At 61.3% G+C, this 17348-nt stretch carries 15 protein-coding genes; 3 read left to right on the top strand and 12 right to left on the bottom strand.

Annotation, left to right across the window (positions count from 1 at the left end):
• Nucleotides 1-23: 23 nt before the first annotated feature.
• Both HGP12_RS20745 and HGP12_RS20740 read right to left on the bottom strand, forming a co-directional pair.
• Nucleotides 24-1283, bottom strand: a complete 1260-nt coding sequence (locus HGP12_RS20745; RefSeq protein WP_168840850.1) for an SAM-dependent methyltransferase — start codon at nucleotides 1281-1283, stop codon at nucleotides 24-26.
• A 145-nt stretch (nucleotides 1284-1428) separates the two neighbouring features.
• Complete coding sequence (locus HGP12_RS20740; protein WP_168840851.1) at nucleotides 1429-3738, bottom strand: Tex family protein; 2310 nt, start codon at nucleotides 3736-3738, stop codon at nucleotides 1429-1431.
• A gap of 243 nt (nucleotides 3739-3981) precedes the next feature.
• On the opposite strand from HGP12_RS20740, the gene purD reads away from it, so the two are divergent.
• From purD to HGP12_RS20725, 3 genes are all read left to right on the top strand, one after another.
• On the top strand, nucleotides 3982-5250 hold the full coding sequence (gene purD, locus HGP12_RS20735; RefSeq protein WP_168840852.1) for a phosphoribosylamine--glycine ligase: 1269 nt from the start codon (nucleotides 3982-3984) through the stop codon (nucleotides 5248-5250).
• A 111-nt stretch (nucleotides 5251-5361) separates the two neighbouring features.
• A complete protein-coding gene (locus HGP12_RS20730) occupies nucleotides 5362-5784 on the top strand; it encodes a plant virulence effector HPE1-like domain-containing protein (RefSeq protein WP_168840853.1) in 423 nt (140 codons plus the stop codon).
• Nucleotides 5785-6161: 377 nt separating this feature from the next.
• Nucleotides 6162-7976: a methyl-accepting chemotaxis protein gene (locus HGP12_RS20725; protein ID WP_168840854.1), complete on the top strand. Its 1815-nt coding sequence runs from the start codon at nucleotides 6162-6164 to the stop codon at nucleotides 7974-7976.
• Nucleotides 7977-8048: 72 nt separating this feature from the next.
• Here the strand turns inward: HGP12_RS20725 and HGP12_RS20720 are convergent, their stop codons facing one another.
• The 10 genes from HGP12_RS20720 to HGP12_RS20675 form a co-directional block, all read right to left on the bottom strand.
• The gene (locus HGP12_RS20720; RefSeq protein ID WP_168840855.1) at nucleotides 8049-8543 is read right to left on the bottom strand and encodes a DUF523 domain-containing protein; all 495 of its coding nucleotides are present in this window, start codon (nucleotides 8541-8543) and stop codon (nucleotides 8049-8051) included.
• Between the two features lie 14 nt (nucleotides 8544-8557).
• Nucleotides 8558-10672, bottom strand: coding sequence for a glycine--tRNA ligase subunit beta (glyS, locus tag HGP12_RS20715; RefSeq protein WP_168840856.1), 2115 nt, complete (start codon nucleotides 10670-10672; stop codon nucleotides 8558-8560).
• Between the two features lies 1 nt (nucleotide 10673).
• On the bottom strand, nucleotides 10674-10865 hold the full coding sequence (locus HGP12_RS20710) for a hypothetical protein (RefSeq protein WP_168840857.1): 192 nt from the start codon (nucleotides 10863-10865) through the stop codon (nucleotides 10674-10676).
• Nucleotides 10837-10935 carry a DUF559 domain-containing protein gene (locus HGP12_RS34845; RefSeq protein ID WP_409527228.1) on the bottom strand — a complete coding sequence of 33 codons (99 nt, stop codon included), beginning with the start codon at nucleotides 10933-10935 and terminating at the stop codon, nucleotides 10837-10839. Before HGP12_RS34845 ends, HGP12_RS20710 begins: the two co-directional genes overlap by 29 nt.
• An 85-nt stretch (nucleotides 10936-11020) precedes the next feature.
• A complete protein-coding gene (locus HGP12_RS20700) occupies nucleotides 11021-12964 on the bottom strand; it encodes a DUF2207 domain-containing protein (protein ID WP_409526840.1) in 1944 nt (647 codons plus the stop codon).
• 90 nt (nucleotides 12965-13054) lie between these two features.
• Nucleotides 13055-14311, bottom strand: coding sequence for a 3-phosphoshikimate 1-carboxyvinyltransferase (locus tag HGP12_RS20695; protein WP_205926570.1), 1257 nt, complete (start codon nucleotides 14309-14311; stop codon nucleotides 13055-13057).
• 87 nt (nucleotides 14312-14398) lie between these two features.
• Complete coding sequence (locus HGP12_RS20690) at nucleotides 14399-14950, bottom strand: LemA family protein (protein WP_168840860.1); 552 nt, start codon at nucleotides 14948-14950, stop codon at nucleotides 14399-14401.
• Nucleotides 14951-15153: 203 nt separating this feature from the next.
• Nucleotides 15154-16113: a glycine--tRNA ligase subunit alpha gene (locus HGP12_RS20685; RefSeq protein ID WP_106996775.1), complete on the bottom strand. Its 960-nt coding sequence runs from the start codon at nucleotides 16111-16113 to the stop codon at nucleotides 15154-15156.
• Between the two features lie 119 nt (nucleotides 16114-16232).
• Nucleotides 16233-16424, bottom strand: coding sequence for an NfeD family protein (locus tag HGP12_RS20680; RefSeq protein WP_168840861.1), 192 nt, complete (start codon nucleotides 16422-16424; stop codon nucleotides 16233-16235).
• 16 nt (nucleotides 16425-16440) lie between these two features.
• Nucleotides 16441-17301, bottom strand: coding sequence for a S49 family peptidase (locus HGP12_RS20675; protein WP_168840862.1), 861 nt, complete (start codon nucleotides 17299-17301; stop codon nucleotides 16441-16443).
• Nucleotides 17302-17348: the final 47 nt, after the last annotated feature.

Genomic DNA, 17348 nt, shown 5'->3' with positions numbered 1-17348 from the left:
ATGGCCCGGCGTTATGTCGACGGTCAGAACGTCACCTTCTCCAGAGGCGCGCGCGCTGCCTCGAATTCCTTCAGTTTCGCCTCGCGTTCCCAGATGTAATTGCGATTGTCCGGGACGGCGAACTGGTTCTTGGCGATCTGGATCTGCATGATGAACAACTCATCCCAGCGGAAGCCCATTTCGGAGCCGGCCAGATAGAACTCCCACATGCGGAAGAACTTCTCGTCGTAGAGCGCGACGGCATCGGCCTTGCGCGCCACGAAGCGATTGCGCCAGTGCCGCAGCGTGTAGGCATAATGCATCGGCAAGGTTTCGACGTCCCTCGTCAGCAGGCCAGCCTTCTCCAGCGGCGGCGTGGTCTCGCCGATCGACGGGATGTAGCCGCCCGGGAAGATATATTTTTCGATGAAGGCGTTGGTGGCATAGCTCGGCTTCGGACGCGCGATCGAATGCAGCAGCATGACGCCGTTGTCATCCAGAAGTTCCGAAACCTTGCGGAAGTACTTGCCGTAATCACCGATGCCGACATGCTCGAACATGCCGACGGAGACGATGCGGTCGAACTTCCGGCCGGTCATATAGCGATAGTCCTGCAGCTCGAAGCGGACGCGATCGGAGAGGCCACGCTTGGCCGCGCGATCACGCGATACTTTCAGCTGCTCTTCGCTGAGCGTAATGCCTGTCACATCGAGGCCGGGATAGGCCTCGGCAAGATACATGGCCATGCCGCCCCAACCGGAGCCGATCTCCAGCACCTTCTGGCCGGGTTCGACCAGCAGCTTCGCCGCGATATGGCGCTTCTTGGCCACTTGCGCTTCGTAGAGGCTGATGCCGGGCGGATTGAAATAGGCGCAGGAATATTGCCAGTCCTCATCGAGGAAGAGATCGAACAACTTCGCCGACAGATCATAGTGATGCGCAACATTATACTTGTTGCGGTTGACCGGCGAGCGGCTCTTGATCTGCTGCAAGGCGATGCGGCCGAGCAGCAACGCCGCCATGCGGAAATCGAAAATCTCGTTGGTGGTATTCTGCTTCACCAGCGAGAGGAATTCGTAGATATCCCCCTGCTCGAGGATGAAGCGGCCCTCCATATACATTTCACCGAGCTTGAGCGTCGGATCGCGCGCGACGGCATCTTCCGCCTGCTGATCGGCAAAACGAACGGCCACCGTCTCGCCGGTTCCGTCGCCGACCATATGGGTCTCGCCGGATGCAAGCGTAAGCCTGAGTGAACCTTTACGGATGAGTTTCTTGACGAGAGAAAAAAGTGCCGACGCCATGGACGCCTCGAATGTTATGACATGACATTAAGGCAAACTTTAACGCCTCACAGCATTGTGGCAAGCTTACCTTTTCACAGTCATTGGCACTCTGGCAACAACTCTGCCAGAGTGTGACATTCTTGCACAGAGTTCCGCTAAGTCCTTATTTTCGTTTAAGGGCATCGGCCAAAGCGGCTCCGAAACTACCCTGTTGTTCGGCCTTCGGACGGGTATCCCCCCTGACGCCAGCGTTGCGTGCGCTAGCCTGCTCGCGCGACTCACGCCCGGACGAAGCCGCCACAGTGCCGCCATCTTTGCGCATGGAGAGGCCGATTCGCTTGCGTTTCACGTCGACTTCCACAACCGTGACCTTGACGACATCGCCCGCCTTTACGACTTCGTGCGGATCCTTGATGAAACGGTCCGCCAGCTGCGAGACATGCACCAAACCGTCCTGATGGACACCAATATCGACGAAGGCGCCGAAGGCGGCGACGTTGGTCACGGTGCCTTCCAGCAGCATTCCAGGCTTGAGGTCGCCGATCTCGTTGACGCCTTCCGCAAAGGTTGCGGTCTTGAAGCTCGGACGTGGATCCCGGCCCGGCTTTTCCAGTTCGGAGATGATGTCGCGCACGGTCGGCAGGCCGAACTTATCGTCAATGAACTGCCTGGGATCGACTGCCTTCAGCATCGCCATATCACCCATCAGCGTGCGCAGGTCACGCCCGCAGGCGGCAACGATCTTCTTGGCGACGCCATAGGCTTCGGGATGCACGGAGGAAGCATCGAGCGGCTCCTTGCCGTTGGGAATGCGCAGGAAGCCGGCGCATTGTTCGAAGGTGCGCTGGCCGAGGCGCGCGACCTTCAAGAGATCACGCCGCGTCTCGAAAGGACCCTCGCCGTCACGATGCTTGACGATGGCATCGGCGATCGACGGGCCAAGGCCCGAGACGCGGGAAAGCAGCGGCGCCGAAGCCGTGTTCAGATCGACGCCGACGGCATTCACCGCATCCTCGACCACCGCATCCAGCGAACGTGACAGCTTCTGCTGGTCGACATCGTGCTGATACTGGCCGACGCCGATCGATTTCGGCTCGATCTTTACCAGTTCCGCCAGCGGATCCTGCAGGCGGCGAGCAATCGAGACGGCGCCGCGCAGCGAGACGTCGAGGCCGGGGAACTCCAGCGCCGCCGTTTCCGAGGCGGAATAGACCGATGCGCCGGCCTCTGAAACGATGACCTTGGTCGGCTTCGGCGCCGGCAGTTCGGCCAGCATGTCGGCCACAAGCTTCTCGGTTTCACGGCTGCCGGTGCCGTTGCCGATCGCGATCAGCTCGACCTTGTGCTTGCGGGTGAGCGAGGCAAGCGTGGCCTGTGTGCCGCGCACGTCGTTCTTCGGCGGAAAGGGATAGACGGTAGTCGTTTCCAGGAGCTTGCCCGTGCCGTCAACCACGGCAACCTTGACGCCGGTGCGGATGCCGGGATCGAGACCCATGGTGGCGCGCGAGCCGGCGGGGGCTGCCAGCAGTAAATCCTTCAGATTGCGAGCGAAGACATGGATCGCCTCCTCCTCCGCCCTCTCCCGCAACTCGCGCATCAGGTCGAGCGACAGCGACATCGAAAGCTTCACGCGCCAGGTCCAGCTCGCGACTTCCGTCAGCCAGCGGTCGCCGGGCCGGCTTGCGCCGATATCATAGGCCGAGATGACCATACGCTCGACCGGCTTATTGGGCGACACGGCATCGGTATCGACTTCGATGTTCAGCGTCAGAATTTCTTCGTTCCAGCCGCGCAGCATGGCGAGCGCACGATGGCCAGGAGCTGTCGCCCAGCGTTCCTGATGGGCAAAATAATCCGAGAACTTGGCGCCGGCTTCCTGCTTGCCGTCGACGACGGCGGCCTTCAGGGTGGCATTGGTCTTCATGTAATTGCGCAGCTTGCCGAGCAGATCGGCATTTTCGGCAATGCCTTCGGCGATGATATCGCGCGCGCCTTCCAACGCCGTCTTCACGTCGGGCACATCGGCCGTGATGAAACCTTCGGCCAGAGCGGAAGGCTCCTTCGAACGATCGGCAAGGATGGTATCAGCCAACGGGCCGAGGCCACGCTCTCTCGCAATCTCGGCGCGCGTGCGGCGCTTCGGCTTGTAAGGCAGATAGAGGTCTTCCAGCTCGGACTTGGTGGCAACGGTGGCGATCTTGCCCATCAGCTCATCGGTCATCTTGCCCTGGCCGGTGATGGATTCGATGATGGCGGCGCGGCGCGCTTCCAGCTCGCGCAGGTAGACAAGGCGCTCCGATAGCGTCCGAAGCTGCGTATCATCCAGGCCACCGGTCACTTCCTTGCGATAGCGGGCAATGAACGGCACGGTCGCGCCTTTATCGAGAAGCTCGATCGCAGACTTGGCCTGATCCGGGCGTGAATTGATCTCGGCGGCGATGGTTGCGGCAAGGGAACGGATATCGGCGGCCATGTGTCTCTCTGAACTGGACAATCGTTAGGGGACCATAAGCATGATCCCGCGGACATAAGAAGCGGTTTCGGCACGGAATACGCCAATCCGGGCATGGAGATGGCGTGAACCTGAAGCCGCTTCCGCTTTAACGGGATAAAAAGGCATGGCAATGTTGCCGGCCCTGCCTCCACAGGATTTGACGCTTGACCTTTGGCCCAACCCCGCTTAACCGCGCAAAAGGATACAACGAGAGGGCAAGCCATGAGAGTTCTGTTGATCGGATCGGGCGGACGCGAGCATGCGCTGGCCTGGAAACTGGCGCAATCGCCAGACATGACCGAATTCTACGCGGCTCCGGGCAATCCCGGCATTGCCGAGCACGCGACGCTCGCCGCGCTCGATATCGACAACCATGATGCCGTTGTTACTTTCTGCAAGGACAAGGCCATCGACTTCGTCGTGGTTGGCCCCGAAGCGCCGCTGGTCGCCGGCATTGCCGACAAATTGCGCGCCGCCGGCATTGTCGTCTTCGGTCCTTCCGCAGCCGCAGCCCAACTCGAAGGATCCAAGGGGTTCACCAAGGATATCTGCGCCCGCTATAATATTCCGACGGGAGCATACCAGCGTTTCAACAATGCACCGAAGGCGAAGGCCTATGTTCGCGCTGAGGGCGCTCCGATCGTCGTGAAGGCGGACGGCCTTGCCGCGGGCAAGGGCGTCACCGTTGCGATGACGATCGACGAGGCGCTTGCGGCGATCGACGATTGCTTCGAGGGTGCCTTCGGCGAGGCCGGCGCCGAAGTGGTGATCGAAGCCTATCTGGATGGCGAGGAGGCGAGCTTCTTCTGCCTTTGCGACGGCAAGCATGCGCTGGCGCTTGCGACAGCGCAGGACCACAAGCGCGTCGGCGACGGCGATACCGGCCCGAATACCGGCGGCATGGGCGCCTATTCCCCCGCCCCCGTCATGACGCCCGAAATGATCGAGCGCACGATGAAGGAGATCATCGAGCCGACGATGCGCGGCATGGCGGAAAGCGGCCATCCCTTCAGCGGTGTCTTCTTCGCCGGACTGATGATCACCGCCAAGGGTCCCGAGCTCATCGAATATAATGTCCGTTTCGGCGATCCCGAATGCCAGGTACTGATGATGCGGCTGAAGAGCGATCTGCTGCCGTTGCTCTTTGCCTGCGCCAACGGCACGCTGGATCAGGTGGCGGCCGAATGGAGCGACGACCCGGCGTTGACCGTCGTCATGGCCTCGAAGGGCTATCCCGGCACCTATGCCAAGAACACGCCGATCGCGGCGCTGCCGGCCGACGGCGAAGGTGCGAAGGTGTTTCATGCCGGCACAGGCCTGAAGGACGGCGCGCTGGTCGCAACCGGTGGCCGCGTGCTGAACATCACCGCGACGGGCAAGACGGTGGGCGAAGCAAAAAGACGCGCCTATGCCCTTGCCGGCGAGGTGAAATGGGAGAACGGCTTCTACCGCAGCGATATCGGCTGGCGTGCCGTCGAGCGCGAGACGTAAATATCTCTGCGCTTCTGCGGGCGCGGGTCCATTAAATGTTTACCTAATCTCCTGACGGGATGGAAATAAAGGCACGCTAAAGTCTTCGTCACTATAGGCGGAGTTGTTGTTATGCGTTCCTTCTTTCTGACCTTGGCATGCGTTCTGGCCAGCGGCCCCGCCATGGCCTCCTCCATCCAGTCTATCGATGGCACGATGCAGAGCGGCGACAGCAGCATCGTCGACAAGAGCTGCGCCAACTGCCCTCCCCTCAAGCCGAAAGTGGCTGAAAAGGAATATACAGTGCCGACATTGACGCCGGGCACGCAATCGATCGTGGTCCGCAGCGTTGACGGCGAAAAGAAGGTCGTGCGGACAGAGGCCTGGATGGGCGGATCCCCCGTCATGTTCGTCAGCAAGCCGACACCGGAAGCCTTGGCCGCCAGCAGTGAGCCGGTCGATGGGATCGACCTGGCGGTAAAGACCGCAGCCCTGCCTGGTATCACGGCGGTTCCCAAATCCCTCGATCTCTCCGGCTTCCAGCTGCGCCAATAGCTGCCGGGCCATCCGTTGCCACGGCATTCGCCGATCATTGCTCAGCCGAAGGAGCAACGGCTCGCAACACACCTATGATATACATTAGAAATATTTTGTTTTTCTAAATTACAAAGAAATGAATATGGATTAACTGAAGTTATTCGTAAGCCTGCATAAGTATTATTGGCAGCAAGGCGGCATATCTCCAGTTTCAGCCTGCGAAAAATACAACCATCCCCCTAAAATTAAAGATTTTTTAGACATAAACGGCGATTTTACTGATCACCGGACAGCAGCATGTCATTCGAGCGGCGGCAAGCGTATTGAGATTCTCTCAGGCGATCGCACAGGCGGTAGGATACCGCACCGGTATTCACCTACCTGTGAGAGGCACCATGAAGAATCTCAAGATTGCGCATCAATTATTTGCCCTGCTCGGCGTCCTGATGGCCGCCTTCGCCGTGGCCACCTATTTTCAGATCCGGTCGCAGGCCGATTCCATCTATGACGACCGCTTCGACATGCTGCGCACGCAGGTCGAATCCGGCATTTCCGTTTTGAACCAATACTATCAGCGCGAAAAAGCCGGCGAGATGACGCATGAGGCCGCCCAGGCCGAGGCCTTCAAGGTATTGTCGCATGTCAGCTTCGCGCCATCAGGCTATTTCTTCGGCTTCGACTATAATGTGGTGCAGCGCATTCACCCGAGCCCGGTCAATATCGGCAAGGACATGTCCGGCCAAGTCGACAAGAACGGCACGCATTTCAGCAAGGAAATGGTGGAGAAGGCCATCAAGGGCGGTGGCCGCACGATCTACTACTGGAACAAGCCTGGCCGTCCCAACAGCGATTTCTTCCTGAAGGGCAGCTACTCGGCCGCTTTCGAGCCTTGGCAAATCGTTCTTGGTTGCGGCGTCTACATGGACGACCTCGATGCGCAGATCAATGCGACGATGTGGCGTGCCCTGCTCATCTGCGGCCTCGTCTTCGTCATCGGCATCGGTGCAGCCCTCTACTTCATCCGCGGCATCACAAAGCCGCTCGCCGAGGTCCATACCGCGCTGAAGGCAGTCGCCGATGAAGACGTGAAGATGGCCATCCCCCATGCCGAAATGCGCAACGAAATCGGCCTGATGGCCAAGGCGACCCAGGCGCTGCAGGAAAAGATCCGCGAGCGCCACATGCTGGCCGATCGTCAGGCCGCGCAGGAACTCGAGATCAGCAACGAGCGCGAACAGAACCTGCGCCAGCAGCAGGACGAGGCCCACGAACAGGCGCGTGTCGTCTCGGTCATCGGCCGGGCACTTGAAGATCTCGCCCAGGGGAACCTGACGATACGCTGCGGCGATCTCGGCGCCAGCTATGCCGGCCTTCGCAGCAACTTCAACGAGGCGCTGTCGCATCTGGAAGCCGCGATGGGACGCGTCAATGCCAAGGGCAACGACATCGGCCTCAGCAAGGAAGAAATCCGTCGCGCTTCCAACGAACTATCTCAGCGCACCGAGCGCCAGGCTGCCAGCCTGGAAGAGACTTCGGCAGCGCTCGACGAGCTCACCGTTGCCGTCCGCCAGACAGCGGAAGGCGCTGATGAGGCCAGCAAGCGCGTTCATGCCGTCAGCGCCGAAGCATCGCGCAGCGATGCCGTGGTTGCCCAGGCAATCGAAGCGATGAGCGGTATCGAGAAGTCTTCGTCCGAGATCGGCAAGATCATCGGCGTGATCGACGAGATCGCCTTCCAGACCAACCTGCTGGCCCTCAACGCCGGCGTCGAGGCGGCCCGCGCCGGCGAATCCGGCAAGGGTTTCGCCGTCGTCGCCCAGGAAGTGCGGGAGCTCGCCCAGCGCTCCGCGGCAGCCGCCAAGGAGATCAAGGACCAGATCGCCCGCTCTTCCGGTCAGGTCGATCAGGGTGTGCGCCTCGTCGGCGAGGCCGGCGAAGCGCTGAAGCGCATCTCCGACCAGATCAAGGCTGCCAACGAAATCGTCTCGAAGATCGCCCACAGCGCCTCCGAGCAGGATACGACGCTGCGCTCGATCTCGTCTTCGATGAACCAGCTCGACGCGGCCACGCAGCAGAACGCCGCCATGGCCGAAGAGACCACAGCATCGGCCGAAACGCTCGCCGCCGATACGGAAGATCTTCTCGCCCTCATCCGCGGCTTCCGCGTCAACGAAGGTCGCTCCACTATGGATCACCGCCGCGCCGCTTGAGCCTTACAGGTCAGAAAATGAGAACCGCCGGGCTTGCGTCCGGCGGTTTTATTTTGAGCTGCGATTGTTGCTTCAGTCTGCGGCTTTCAGCCGCTCGACCAGTTTCTCTATCTCGCGATCGGAATAGACCTCGATACCGGCCTGCTTGAGCAGCGCCGCCGTGACGCCCCGGCCGCTCTGCCGGCCGCCGGAAAATGTGCCGTCATAGATGAAGCCGGAGCCGCAGGATGGGCTGCCGTCAATCAGGAGGGCATAATGGCAGCCGCTTTCTCGTGCAAGCGCCAGGGCATTTTCCGCCGCCTGACGGAATTCCTGCGTGACATCGCCGCCGGTAATCTCCAACACACGCGCAGTGCCGGCGAGTACATCTTCGCCGGTTCCGCCGCCTGCAATCTCGGCCGGCGGCCTTGGAACCGCCATGCCCGCGGACATTTCCGGACAGATCGTGACCAACAGCCCCTCCTCGCGCCAGCGATCGATCGCTGGATGCACGAGTGGCTTGGAGCGGCCGTCGTAGCGGACGGCGTGGCCCATGAGGCAGGCGCTGACGAGGATCTTTCCGGTCATCGCGCCCCCACGCCTTATCCCGCAATCTTCGAGAAGTCGGCGACCGTGCCGGTTGCTTCGCGGATCATGCGCAGCAGCGCCAGGCGATTGGCGCGGATGGCGGCGTCTTCGTCATTGACGAGCACGGCTTCGAAGAAACGGTCGACGGGTGCGCGCAGCTTGGAAAGGGCTGCCATGGCCGAGCGGAAATCTTCCTTGGCAATCGCATCGGAAGCCTCGGCGGAGGCAGACTTGACGGCGGCAAAGAGATCCTTTTCCGCATCGAGCTTCAGCAAGGCTTCCGAAACGCCGTCGGCAACGACCGTGCCCTTCTTCTCCTCGGCTGCCAGAAGCTGCGTGGCGCGCTTGGTGCCGGCCAGCAGGTTCTTGCCGTCCTCTGACGTGATGAAGGCCGTCAGCGCCTCGACGCGGCGGGCGACCATCAAGAGATCGTCGGCCTCCGGCGTCAGCACGGCGTCGATCAGGTCATGGCGGGCGCCGAGATCGCGCAGATAGACCTTGAGGCGATCATGGAAGAAGACGAGCAGATCGACATCCCTCGTGGTCGCGAGCAGCGGCAGGCGCACGCCACGCTCCAAGAGGATGCGGACGACACCGAGGGCGGCGCGGCGCAGCGCATAAGGGTCCTTCGAGCCTGTGGGCTTCTCGTCGATCGCCCAGAAGCCGACGAGCGTATCCAGCTTGTCGGCAAGCGCGACCGTGATCGCGACCTTGTCCTCGGGGACGCGGTCGGAAGGACCTTGCGGCTTGTAATGATCTTCGATCGCAGTAGCGACCGAGGCATCCTCGCCTTGCAGCGACGCGTATTTGCGGCCCATGAGACCCTGCAGCTCGGGGAATTCGCCGACAGCTTCGGTGCGCAGGTCGGCCTTGGCGAGCACGACGGCGCGGTCGACTAGAGCGGTATCGGCGCCGGTAATCCTGGCGAGTTCAGCGGCCAGCGCGCGGATGCGGGCAACACGCTCGCCCTGGCTGCCGAGCTTGGCGTGGAAAGTGACATCAAGCGCGTCAAGCTTTGCCATGCGCTGATCGAGCGGCTTCTTCAGATCGAGGCCGAATTTCGCGGCCGAGGCTTCCAGCGTTTCGAGATCGGGCAGATCGCCCTGGTCGCGCTTCCAGAAATGCAGCGCGTCGGACAGACGGGCGCGCACGACCTTGCCGTTGCCATGGATGATTTCCTTGCCGCCATCCGTCGCCTGGATATTGGCGATGAGAATGAAACGGTTGGATAGCGTCTCGCCGGCCTGCTGGCGCGTGACGAAACACTTCTGGTTGGTCTTGATGGTCAGGCGGATGATTTCCGACGGGATCGACAGATAGTCTTCCTCGAAGGAGCCCATCAGCACCTGCGGCCATTCGACGAGGCCGGATACTTCTTCCAGCAGGCTCTCGTCTTCCACCAGTTCGAGGCCGTTGGCGAAAGCGACGTCGCGGGCATCATGCAGGATGATATCCTTGCGGCGCTCGGCATCGAGAACGACCTTGGCCTTTTCCAGACTCGAGACATAGTCCTCAAAACGCTTGACCGTGATCGCATCGGGCGCATGGAAGCGATGGCCGTAGGTCACGTTCGAGGCGACGATGCCATCGATTTCGAAGGGGATGACTGCGGTTTCTTCATGCTCGGTGCCGAAGGTGCAGACGATCGACTGAAGCGGGCGCACCCAGCGCAGCGAGCCGGGTTTGGCCGATGCCTTGCCCCAGCGCATGGATTTCGGCCAGGGGAAGTTGCGGATGATATCGGGCATGACCGCAGCGACGATTTCCTCCGCGGCACGGCCGGGCTTGGAAATGATCGCGACGTAGAAATCGCCTTTCTTCGGATCGCTCTGCACCTGAGCCTCGGAAATCGAAGAAAGCCCGGCGCCGCGCAGGAAGCCTTCGATCGCCTTCTCGTTGGCATCGGTGCGCGGCCCCTTGCGCTCCTCGCGCACATCGGCCGAGCGCGCCGTCAAGCCGCGAATATCGAGCGTCAGCCGCCGCGGCGTCCAATATTCCCTCGCTCCCTCATAGGAAAGACCTGCTTCGATGAGGGCATCGGTCACCAGCTTCTTCAGATCGCCGGCGGCCTTGCGCTGCATGCGGGCGGGAATTTCCTCGGAGCGGAGTTCGAGAAGGAGATCGGGCATGTCAAGGTTCCTCACCCTCCCCTTGAAAGAGAGGGTCGGCACGGCGTGCCGGAGTGGGGTGAAAACGGTCGGCCTCTGCTAGCAAAATTTGCCGCTGCTGCACAATGGCAAATATCGTATCCAGAACAGCCTCGACCTTCATCCATGACCTCGGCATTCCAGAATCAGAGGACATGATAACCTTGGCGCTCAAGAAAGGCCGTTCTCCCGGCATCGTAACGCCTTGCCGTGTCCTGCCCATGCTGGCTGCCGTCAAGCTCGATGATCAGGCCGATCTGATGACAGGCGAAATCAGCGAAGTTGAACCGTTGGGACGAACACCTCCCCCCTCAAGGGAAGGGTGTCTGTTCACCATCCGCCACCACCGCCGCCACCGCCACCTCCACCGGAGGAACCGCCACCGCCGCCTCCCCCGTCGCCAAAGGCCGAGGAGGAGCTGGAGACGGGTGCGGGAATGGTCGAGGCGATGGTGGACGCCATGGAGGAGGAGAAGTCACCGATCGTTCCGCCGATATTGCCCGGGTTGAAGTTGCCGGAATACCAGACCGGCGCATAGGCGGCCGCCGCGGCCGCACCCGCAGCGGTGGCAAGCCAGGTCTCGAAAGCGCTGGACCACGGCTTTTCGACGCCGAGCGCGACTGCATAGGGCAGCAGCTTTTCGAAATGCTGCGGCGACATCTGCGGCGCGCCCTGCATGTTCATCCGGTCGCGCTCAGCCAGCGTCAGATATTGCCTGAGACCGGCGATGCCATCCATCATCTTGCGCCCGAGCGGCGTCGGCGCGCCCATCAGGAAATAGAAGACGACGTTCAGCGCGAAAATGCCGACAATGCCGGCCGTCAGCGGCAACAGGCCCGCTTCCCAGAGCGGCACGACCGCCGCGGCAAAACCACTGACGGCAATCGATACAAAGACGAAGCCGAAAAAGGCGAAGATCAAGACCGAAAGGATGCGCTGGGCGAGACCGGCGTCGTGGCGGCGGAATCTCCGTCCGATGATGCTGGTAAAGATCGTCACGAAGATCGACAGGAAGCCGGGCATGATGATGAGCGGCAGGGCATTCTCATGCAGTCGCCCGAAGATGACGATGGAGGCCAGAATGAGAATCGACAGCGCAATGCCGACAATGACATAGAGCGAATTGGCCTTGTAATATTCGTCGCGATGATCGCGCTCGATCGCGCTGCGGAACTTGGAGCCGAGCCGCTGCACCGCCTCGCCGTTTTCCTTGTCGATGACCAGCGGTGAGAACGGCCCGACGGCCTGCATAAGCACCTTGTCGCCGCCGCTGAGACCGCTGCCTGCCTTGCCCGTGGGGCGAATGACAACTTTTCCCTTCAGGTCGTCGAGAATGACATAGCCGCGCACCGCAAGATCGATCGCCGTCGCCGAGAATGCCGTCCAGCGGGAACTGGCGAAGCCCTTGTTGTCGATATAATTGACCAGCGCCGGCGAGATGCCTTCAGGCGGATCCCAGCGTGGAACCATGACGCCGGGCGCAGGATCGCGGCCCACCCTGATCCAGCTGCGCATATAATAGGCAAACAGCAGGATCAGCCCGCCGATGGCGATGGTCGAGTCGAGATGATCCCGAAGGAACCAGCCCCATTGCTGGCTGGCGCTCGGCGGCGCGATCGCCCCCTTCGCCAGCTTGACGGCGATCGTCAGGCCTTCGGCCATGGCGAGTGGCCTGGTCGTGACGAAAGTGACCGTATTGCCCTGTGCGCTGGCGCTTGCGTTCTTGCCGCTGGCGCCCAGCGGCCCGGTGAAGAAGGCAAGCTGCTGAGGCTCGACGCCATCTGGCAATGTAACGGTCGCCTTGGCATTGACGATCGGGAACAGCCAGCCATTGCCGGTGACGTTCCAATAAAGCTCGTCGTGATCGCCGAAATAGCGCATCTGACGATTAGTGTCGTAGGTGATGCGGAACGTATGCGGGCCTGGATTGAGACTTCGATCGGCCTTGCCGATGTAAATGCGCTCGCCGCCCTTGATGCGCTCGCTGTGCCAATCCTCCGGCTGGCCGTCGCGCTCGATGGACACGACCTTGAAATCCACCTCGATCTCGCGGCCGGCGGCATCGGTCATTGTCAACGGAAAATCCCGGAAGATGCCGCGGCGGATGTCACGTCCCTCCGCATTCACGGCAATCGTCTCGACGACCCGCATGGAGCCGTCATGGTGCAGGGCGATCGCCTGATCGAAACTGGTGATGAGCTCGGCTGCCGTTACCATCGTTGCGCAAAGCAGCAGGCACAGAGCCAGGAAGAACCCGCAAAGCCGTGTCATCACTCCCCCAAAAGGATAGCCGCGACGCCGTTGCCGGCGCCGCTTCACGTCAGGAATATGTCCGCGCTCAGCCTCCCCTGAGATGGCGAAGCGTCAGTCTTCGTAAGCGACACCGAGCGAAGCCAGCACGTTCCAGTAGGACGGAAAGGTCTTGGCGACGCAGTCGGGGTCGAGAATAGTGATGCCGCCGATCTTCAGGCCAGCCAGCGCGAAGCTCATGGCGATGCGGTGATCGGCGAAACTGTCGATCTCCGCAGGCAGGATTTTGCCGGCCAGGCTGGGATCGGATGCGACGATCAGATCGTCGCCCTCTTCGGTGCCGAGATTCGGAACAATGCGCGACAGGCCGCTCGACAGCGCGCGGATGCGATCGCATTCCTTGACGCGGAGGTTCTCGATGCCGACAAAACGCACTGGCGTGTCGTTGAAAGCGGCAAGGACGGCAAGCGTCGGAATGGCATCCTGCATCTGCGAACCGTCGATGACGGCCGGAAGATGCGGGAACTTCGAGATCAGATCATAGGCCTTCGCATCCGGCTGCGAGAACTGCTCCGCCGGCGTGCCGAGATCGATCTTGCCACCACCAAGCACTTCGGCCGCCCAGAGATAGGTCGCGGCGGAGGCATCCGGCTCGATCAGGAAGTCGGCGGCATGATAGCCGGTGGGCTCGACACGCCAGGCGACGGGGCTCACGCGCTCCACCTTGGCGCCGAAAGCACGCATGGCCGCAACCGTGAGATCGATGTAGCCCAGAGCGCCGATATGTTCGCCGAGCAGCTCGACATCAACAGCGCGGTCGCCGCCTGCGGCCATCATCAGTAGCGCCGAAACATACTGGCTGGACAGGCCGCCATCGATCTGCACGCGGTTGGCCTCGAAACGGCCGGTGCCGTTGACTATTACCGGCGGGCAGCCGGTTTCGGTCGAGGCATCGATGCCGAGCGAGCGGAGCGCGTCGACGAGCGGGCCGATCGGCCGCTTGCGCATATGGGCATCGCCATCGACGATGACCTTGCCTTCGACCAGGGCGGCGGCAGCCGTCAAAAAGCGCGTCGCGGTTCCGGCATTGCCGAGGAAAAGAGGAGCTGCCGGCGCCTGCAGCTTGCCGCTGCCGGTCACGATGAAGGTCGTGTCATCGGGTTCGTCGATGACAACGCCCATGGCGCGCAGCGCCTCGGCCATATAGCGGGTATCGTCGCTCTTCAGCGCGCCGGTCAGCCGGCTCGTGCCCTTGGCAAGGCCTGCCAGCAGCAGTGCGCGGTTGGTGATCGACTTCGATCCCGGCGGCATGGCGCGTCCGGTCAAAGGCTTGCCCGGCGGGATAATCGTGAGTTTGGCTCTACCCATCATCATTCTCTTTGGTCAGTCAGGAAGGCGGCCGATGGCCGTCGGTCGGCTTCCTTTACCGCCTCGCATGAAAAACCGATAGCGGGAATCTCAGAACTTTACTGTGGGAACGGCGCGATCCGCTTCGTTGGTGATCTCGAAATAGGCCCGCTTGGCAAAGCCGAAGGGGCCGGCGATGAGATTGTTCGGGAAGGTCTCGACCTTGACGTTCAGGTCGCGCGCGGCGCCGTTGTAATAGCGGCGCGACATCTGGATTTCGCCTTCCAAGCCCTCCAGCGAGCGCTGCAATTCGAGGAAGTTCGTATTGGCCTTGAGATCGGGATAGGCTTCGGCGAGCGCGATCACGCGGCCGAGTGCCTGCGACAACAAGCCCTCGACTTGACCTCGGGCAGCGACATCCCCAGCCGGCACGGCCTGCGCCTTGTTGCGGAGTTCGACAACCTCTTCCAAAGTCTGGCGCTCATGGCCGGCATAGCCTTTGACCGTCTCGATCAGATTGGGGATCAGATCGGCGCGACGCTTCAATTGCACGTCGATGCCGGACCAGGCCTCCTCCGCCACCTGGCGCGCGCGGACGAGCCCATTATAGGCGAAGACGACATAGAGCGCGGCCAGCACTATGATCGCGAGAAGAATAAGCATCTGAAATCCCCCGTGGCGACTGCAACCACAGGGACACTAGGCAGATTTGGCGGTAATGTCACCCGGCTTTAACGGCGGTGGAGGGCCAAGATTGGGCTAGCATTGCCCAATCCCGGGGAAATTGCCGGACGTTGAAAAAGGGATACTCTACGAACCGCGGCCTTGAGGAGCGCCCGTTCAAGCGCTCCGATCGCATTTCAGGCTCAAGCGGCCTGCTGGTTCCAATTGGCACCGCCGGCATCCGTCAGCAGGAAGGCCTCGCCGCAGGCCTTGGCCAGTGTGCGCACGCGCAGGATGTAGCTCTGACGCTCCGTTACCGAGATGACGCCGCGGGCATCGAGCAGGTTGAAGACATGGCTCGCCTTGATGCACTGGTCATAGGCCGGAAAGACGCATTTGTGCAGGCGATGGTTTTCGCTGTCACCGGGTGCGCCGGCGGCCAGCAAGGCCTGGCATTCCTTCTCCGCATCGATGAAATGGCGGTGCAGCATCTCGGTATTGGCATATTCGAAATTATGCCGCGAATATTCCTGCTCGGCCTGAAGAAAGACATCGCCATAGGTGATCTTGTCTTCGCCTTCGAGGCCGTTGAAGTTCAGGTCATAGACGCTGTCGACGCCCTGGACATAGGTCGCAAGACGCTCCAGACCGTAAGTCAGCTCGCCGGCGACGGGCGCGCATTCGATGCCGCAGACCTGCTGGAAATAGGTGAACTGCGAGACTTCCATGCCATCGCACCAGCATTCCCAGCCGAGGCCCCATGCGCCGAGCGTCGGGCTTTCCCAATCGTCCTCGACGAAGCGGATATCATGCAGCAGCGGATCGAGGCCGATCGCCTTCAACGAGCCGAGATAGAGTTCCTGCAGGTTCGGCGGATTGGGTTTCAGGATGACCTGATATTGGTAGTAGTGCTGCAGGCGGTTCGGGTTTTCGCCATAGCGACCATCGGACGGACGGCGCGACGGCTGGACATACGCGGCCCGCCAGGGCTTTGGACCCAGCGAGCGCAAGGTGGTGGCCGGATGGAACGTGCCGGCGCCGACTTCCATGTCGTAGGGCTGCAGAACCGCGCAACCCTTGTCGGCCCAATAATTGTGCAGCGTCAGGATCAGCGCCTGAAAAGAGCGCTTCGGGTTCATGTGGTCGGGCACATTGGCAGTCATGGGAATTGATTTCTTCTGCTAGCGAATAGTTGGGCGGACAGGTGCCACGGCGGGGCGAACGGGTCAAGGCTTTGCAGCGCAAACGCCCCTGCGCCTCACGTCACCGAGACAGGCGCATTCTATTCATCCTCACGCTTCACACGATATTCTCCCGTCTTCGGATCCTTGACCAGGGTTCCCATGGCGCCGGTGCGGCGTTCCGTTTCGGCGCGGCGTGATTTTTCGGCGAGCCTCCGGGCATCCCGCACAAAACGCCGATACAAGAACCAGATGCCGCCGACGGCGACGATGAAGAAGATGATCTGGGGCATCAGGCAGCGCTCCCGACTACAATCCGTACCGGCTCCACAATGCCTTGTCCTCTGCCGCTTCGGCAAGCCCGGATGCAAGCCCCACGCCGATGCCGTCCATGCCGCCAAGCGAAATGCCCGGAGCCTTGCGGCCAAAAAGGCTGCGCGGCGTGGTGACCAGCGTAGGCTTGACCTTGTCGCCGAAGCGCTTCCTCAATTCTTGCCGCATGTCGCCGAGGCCGTCGATCAAGCCAAGCTCCAGCCCACGATTGCCGGTCCAAAAGAGACCGGAGAACACCGTTTCGTCCGCCGAGAGCTTGCCAGTCCGCCGCTCCAGCACCATGTCGATGAAGACCTTGTGGATTTCGAGCTGCAGGCTCTTCAGATATTCGATGTCCTTTTCCTTCTCCGGCTGGAACGGATCGAGGATCACCTTGTTCTCGCCGGCTGTATAGACGCGCCGCTCGATGCCGATCTTCTTCAAGAGATCCGGAAAACCGAAGCCACCGGACACGACGCCGATGGAACCGACGATCGACGTGGAGTCGGCAATGATCTCATCGCCTGCCAGCGCGATCATATAGCCGCCGGATGCCGCGACGTCCTCGACGAAGACCAGAACCTTCTTGTTTTTCTCGGCGGCAAGATCGCGAATGCGATTGTAGATCATCCGCGACTGCACTGGAGAACCACCCGGCGAATTGACGATGATGGCAACGGCCGGCGCCGTCTTCATGTCAAACGCCTTTTCAAGCGCTGGCGACACGCCCGCCAGGTTCAGCGATTGCCGCAGAGGCCCACCTCCGGAAGAGATGACGCCGCTCAGGCGGACAACGGGTACGATCACCTGCTCCTTGCGGAAGCGCTTCGGAAGCATGCGTCTCAAGAACTCAACCATTCGTCATCCCTGAATCATGATGTTTGCTGCCCCGTGATGTATGCACG

The sequence above is a fragment of the Rhizobium sp. P28RR-XV genome (assembly GCF_012641385.1).
Classification (GTDB): Bacteria; Pseudomonadota; Alphaproteobacteria; order Rhizobiales; family Rhizobiaceae; genus Rhizobium.
Note: the sequence above shows the minus strand (reverse complement) of the source record. Positions and strands in the feature narration are given on the sequence as shown.

Coding starts and splice junctions, on each gene's coding strand:
- HGP12_RS20745 (WP_168840850.1), bottom strand. CDS start 1,283: ATGGCGTCGGCACTTTTTTCTCTCGTCAAGAAACTCATCCGTAAAGGT.
- HGP12_RS20740 (WP_168840851.1), bottom strand. CDS start 3,738: ATGGCCGCCGATATCCGTTCCCTTGCCGCAACCATCGCCGCCGAGATC.
- purD (WP_168840852.1), top strand. CDS start 3,982: ATGAGAGTTCTGTTGATCGGATCGGGCGGACGCGAGCATGCGCTGGCC.
- HGP12_RS20730 (WP_168840853.1), top strand. CDS start 5,362: ATGCGTTCCTTCTTTCTGACCTTGGCATGCGTTCTGGCCAGCGGCCCC.
- HGP12_RS20725 (WP_168840854.1), top strand. CDS start 6,162: ATGAAGAATCTCAAGATTGCGCATCAATTATTTGCCCTGCTCGGCGTC.
- HGP12_RS20720 (WP_168840855.1), bottom strand. CDS start 8,543: ATGACCGGAAAGATCCTCGTCAGCGCCTGCCTCATGGGCCACGCCGTC.
- glyS (WP_168840856.1), bottom strand. CDS start 10,672: ATGCCCGATCTCCTTCTCGAACTCCGCTCCGAGGAAATTCCCGCCCGC.
- HGP12_RS20695 (WP_205926570.1), bottom strand. CDS start 14,311: ATGATGGGTAGAGCCAAACTCACGATTATCCCGCCGGGCAAGCCTTTG.
- HGP12_RS20690 (WP_168840860.1), bottom strand. CDS start 14,950: ATGCTTATTCTTCTCGCGATCATAGTGCTGGCCGCGCTCTATGTCGTC.
- HGP12_RS20685 (WP_106996775.1), bottom strand. CDS start 16,113: ATGACTGCCAATGTGCCCGACCACATGAACCCGAAGCGCTCTTTTCAG.
- HGP12_RS20680 (WP_168840861.1), bottom strand. CDS start 16,424: ATGCCCCAGATCATCTTCTTCATCGTCGCCGTCGGCGGCATCTGGTTC.
- HGP12_RS20675 (WP_168840862.1), bottom strand. CDS start 17,301: ATGGTTGAGTTCTTGAGACGCATGCTTCCGAAGCGCTTCCGCAAGGAG.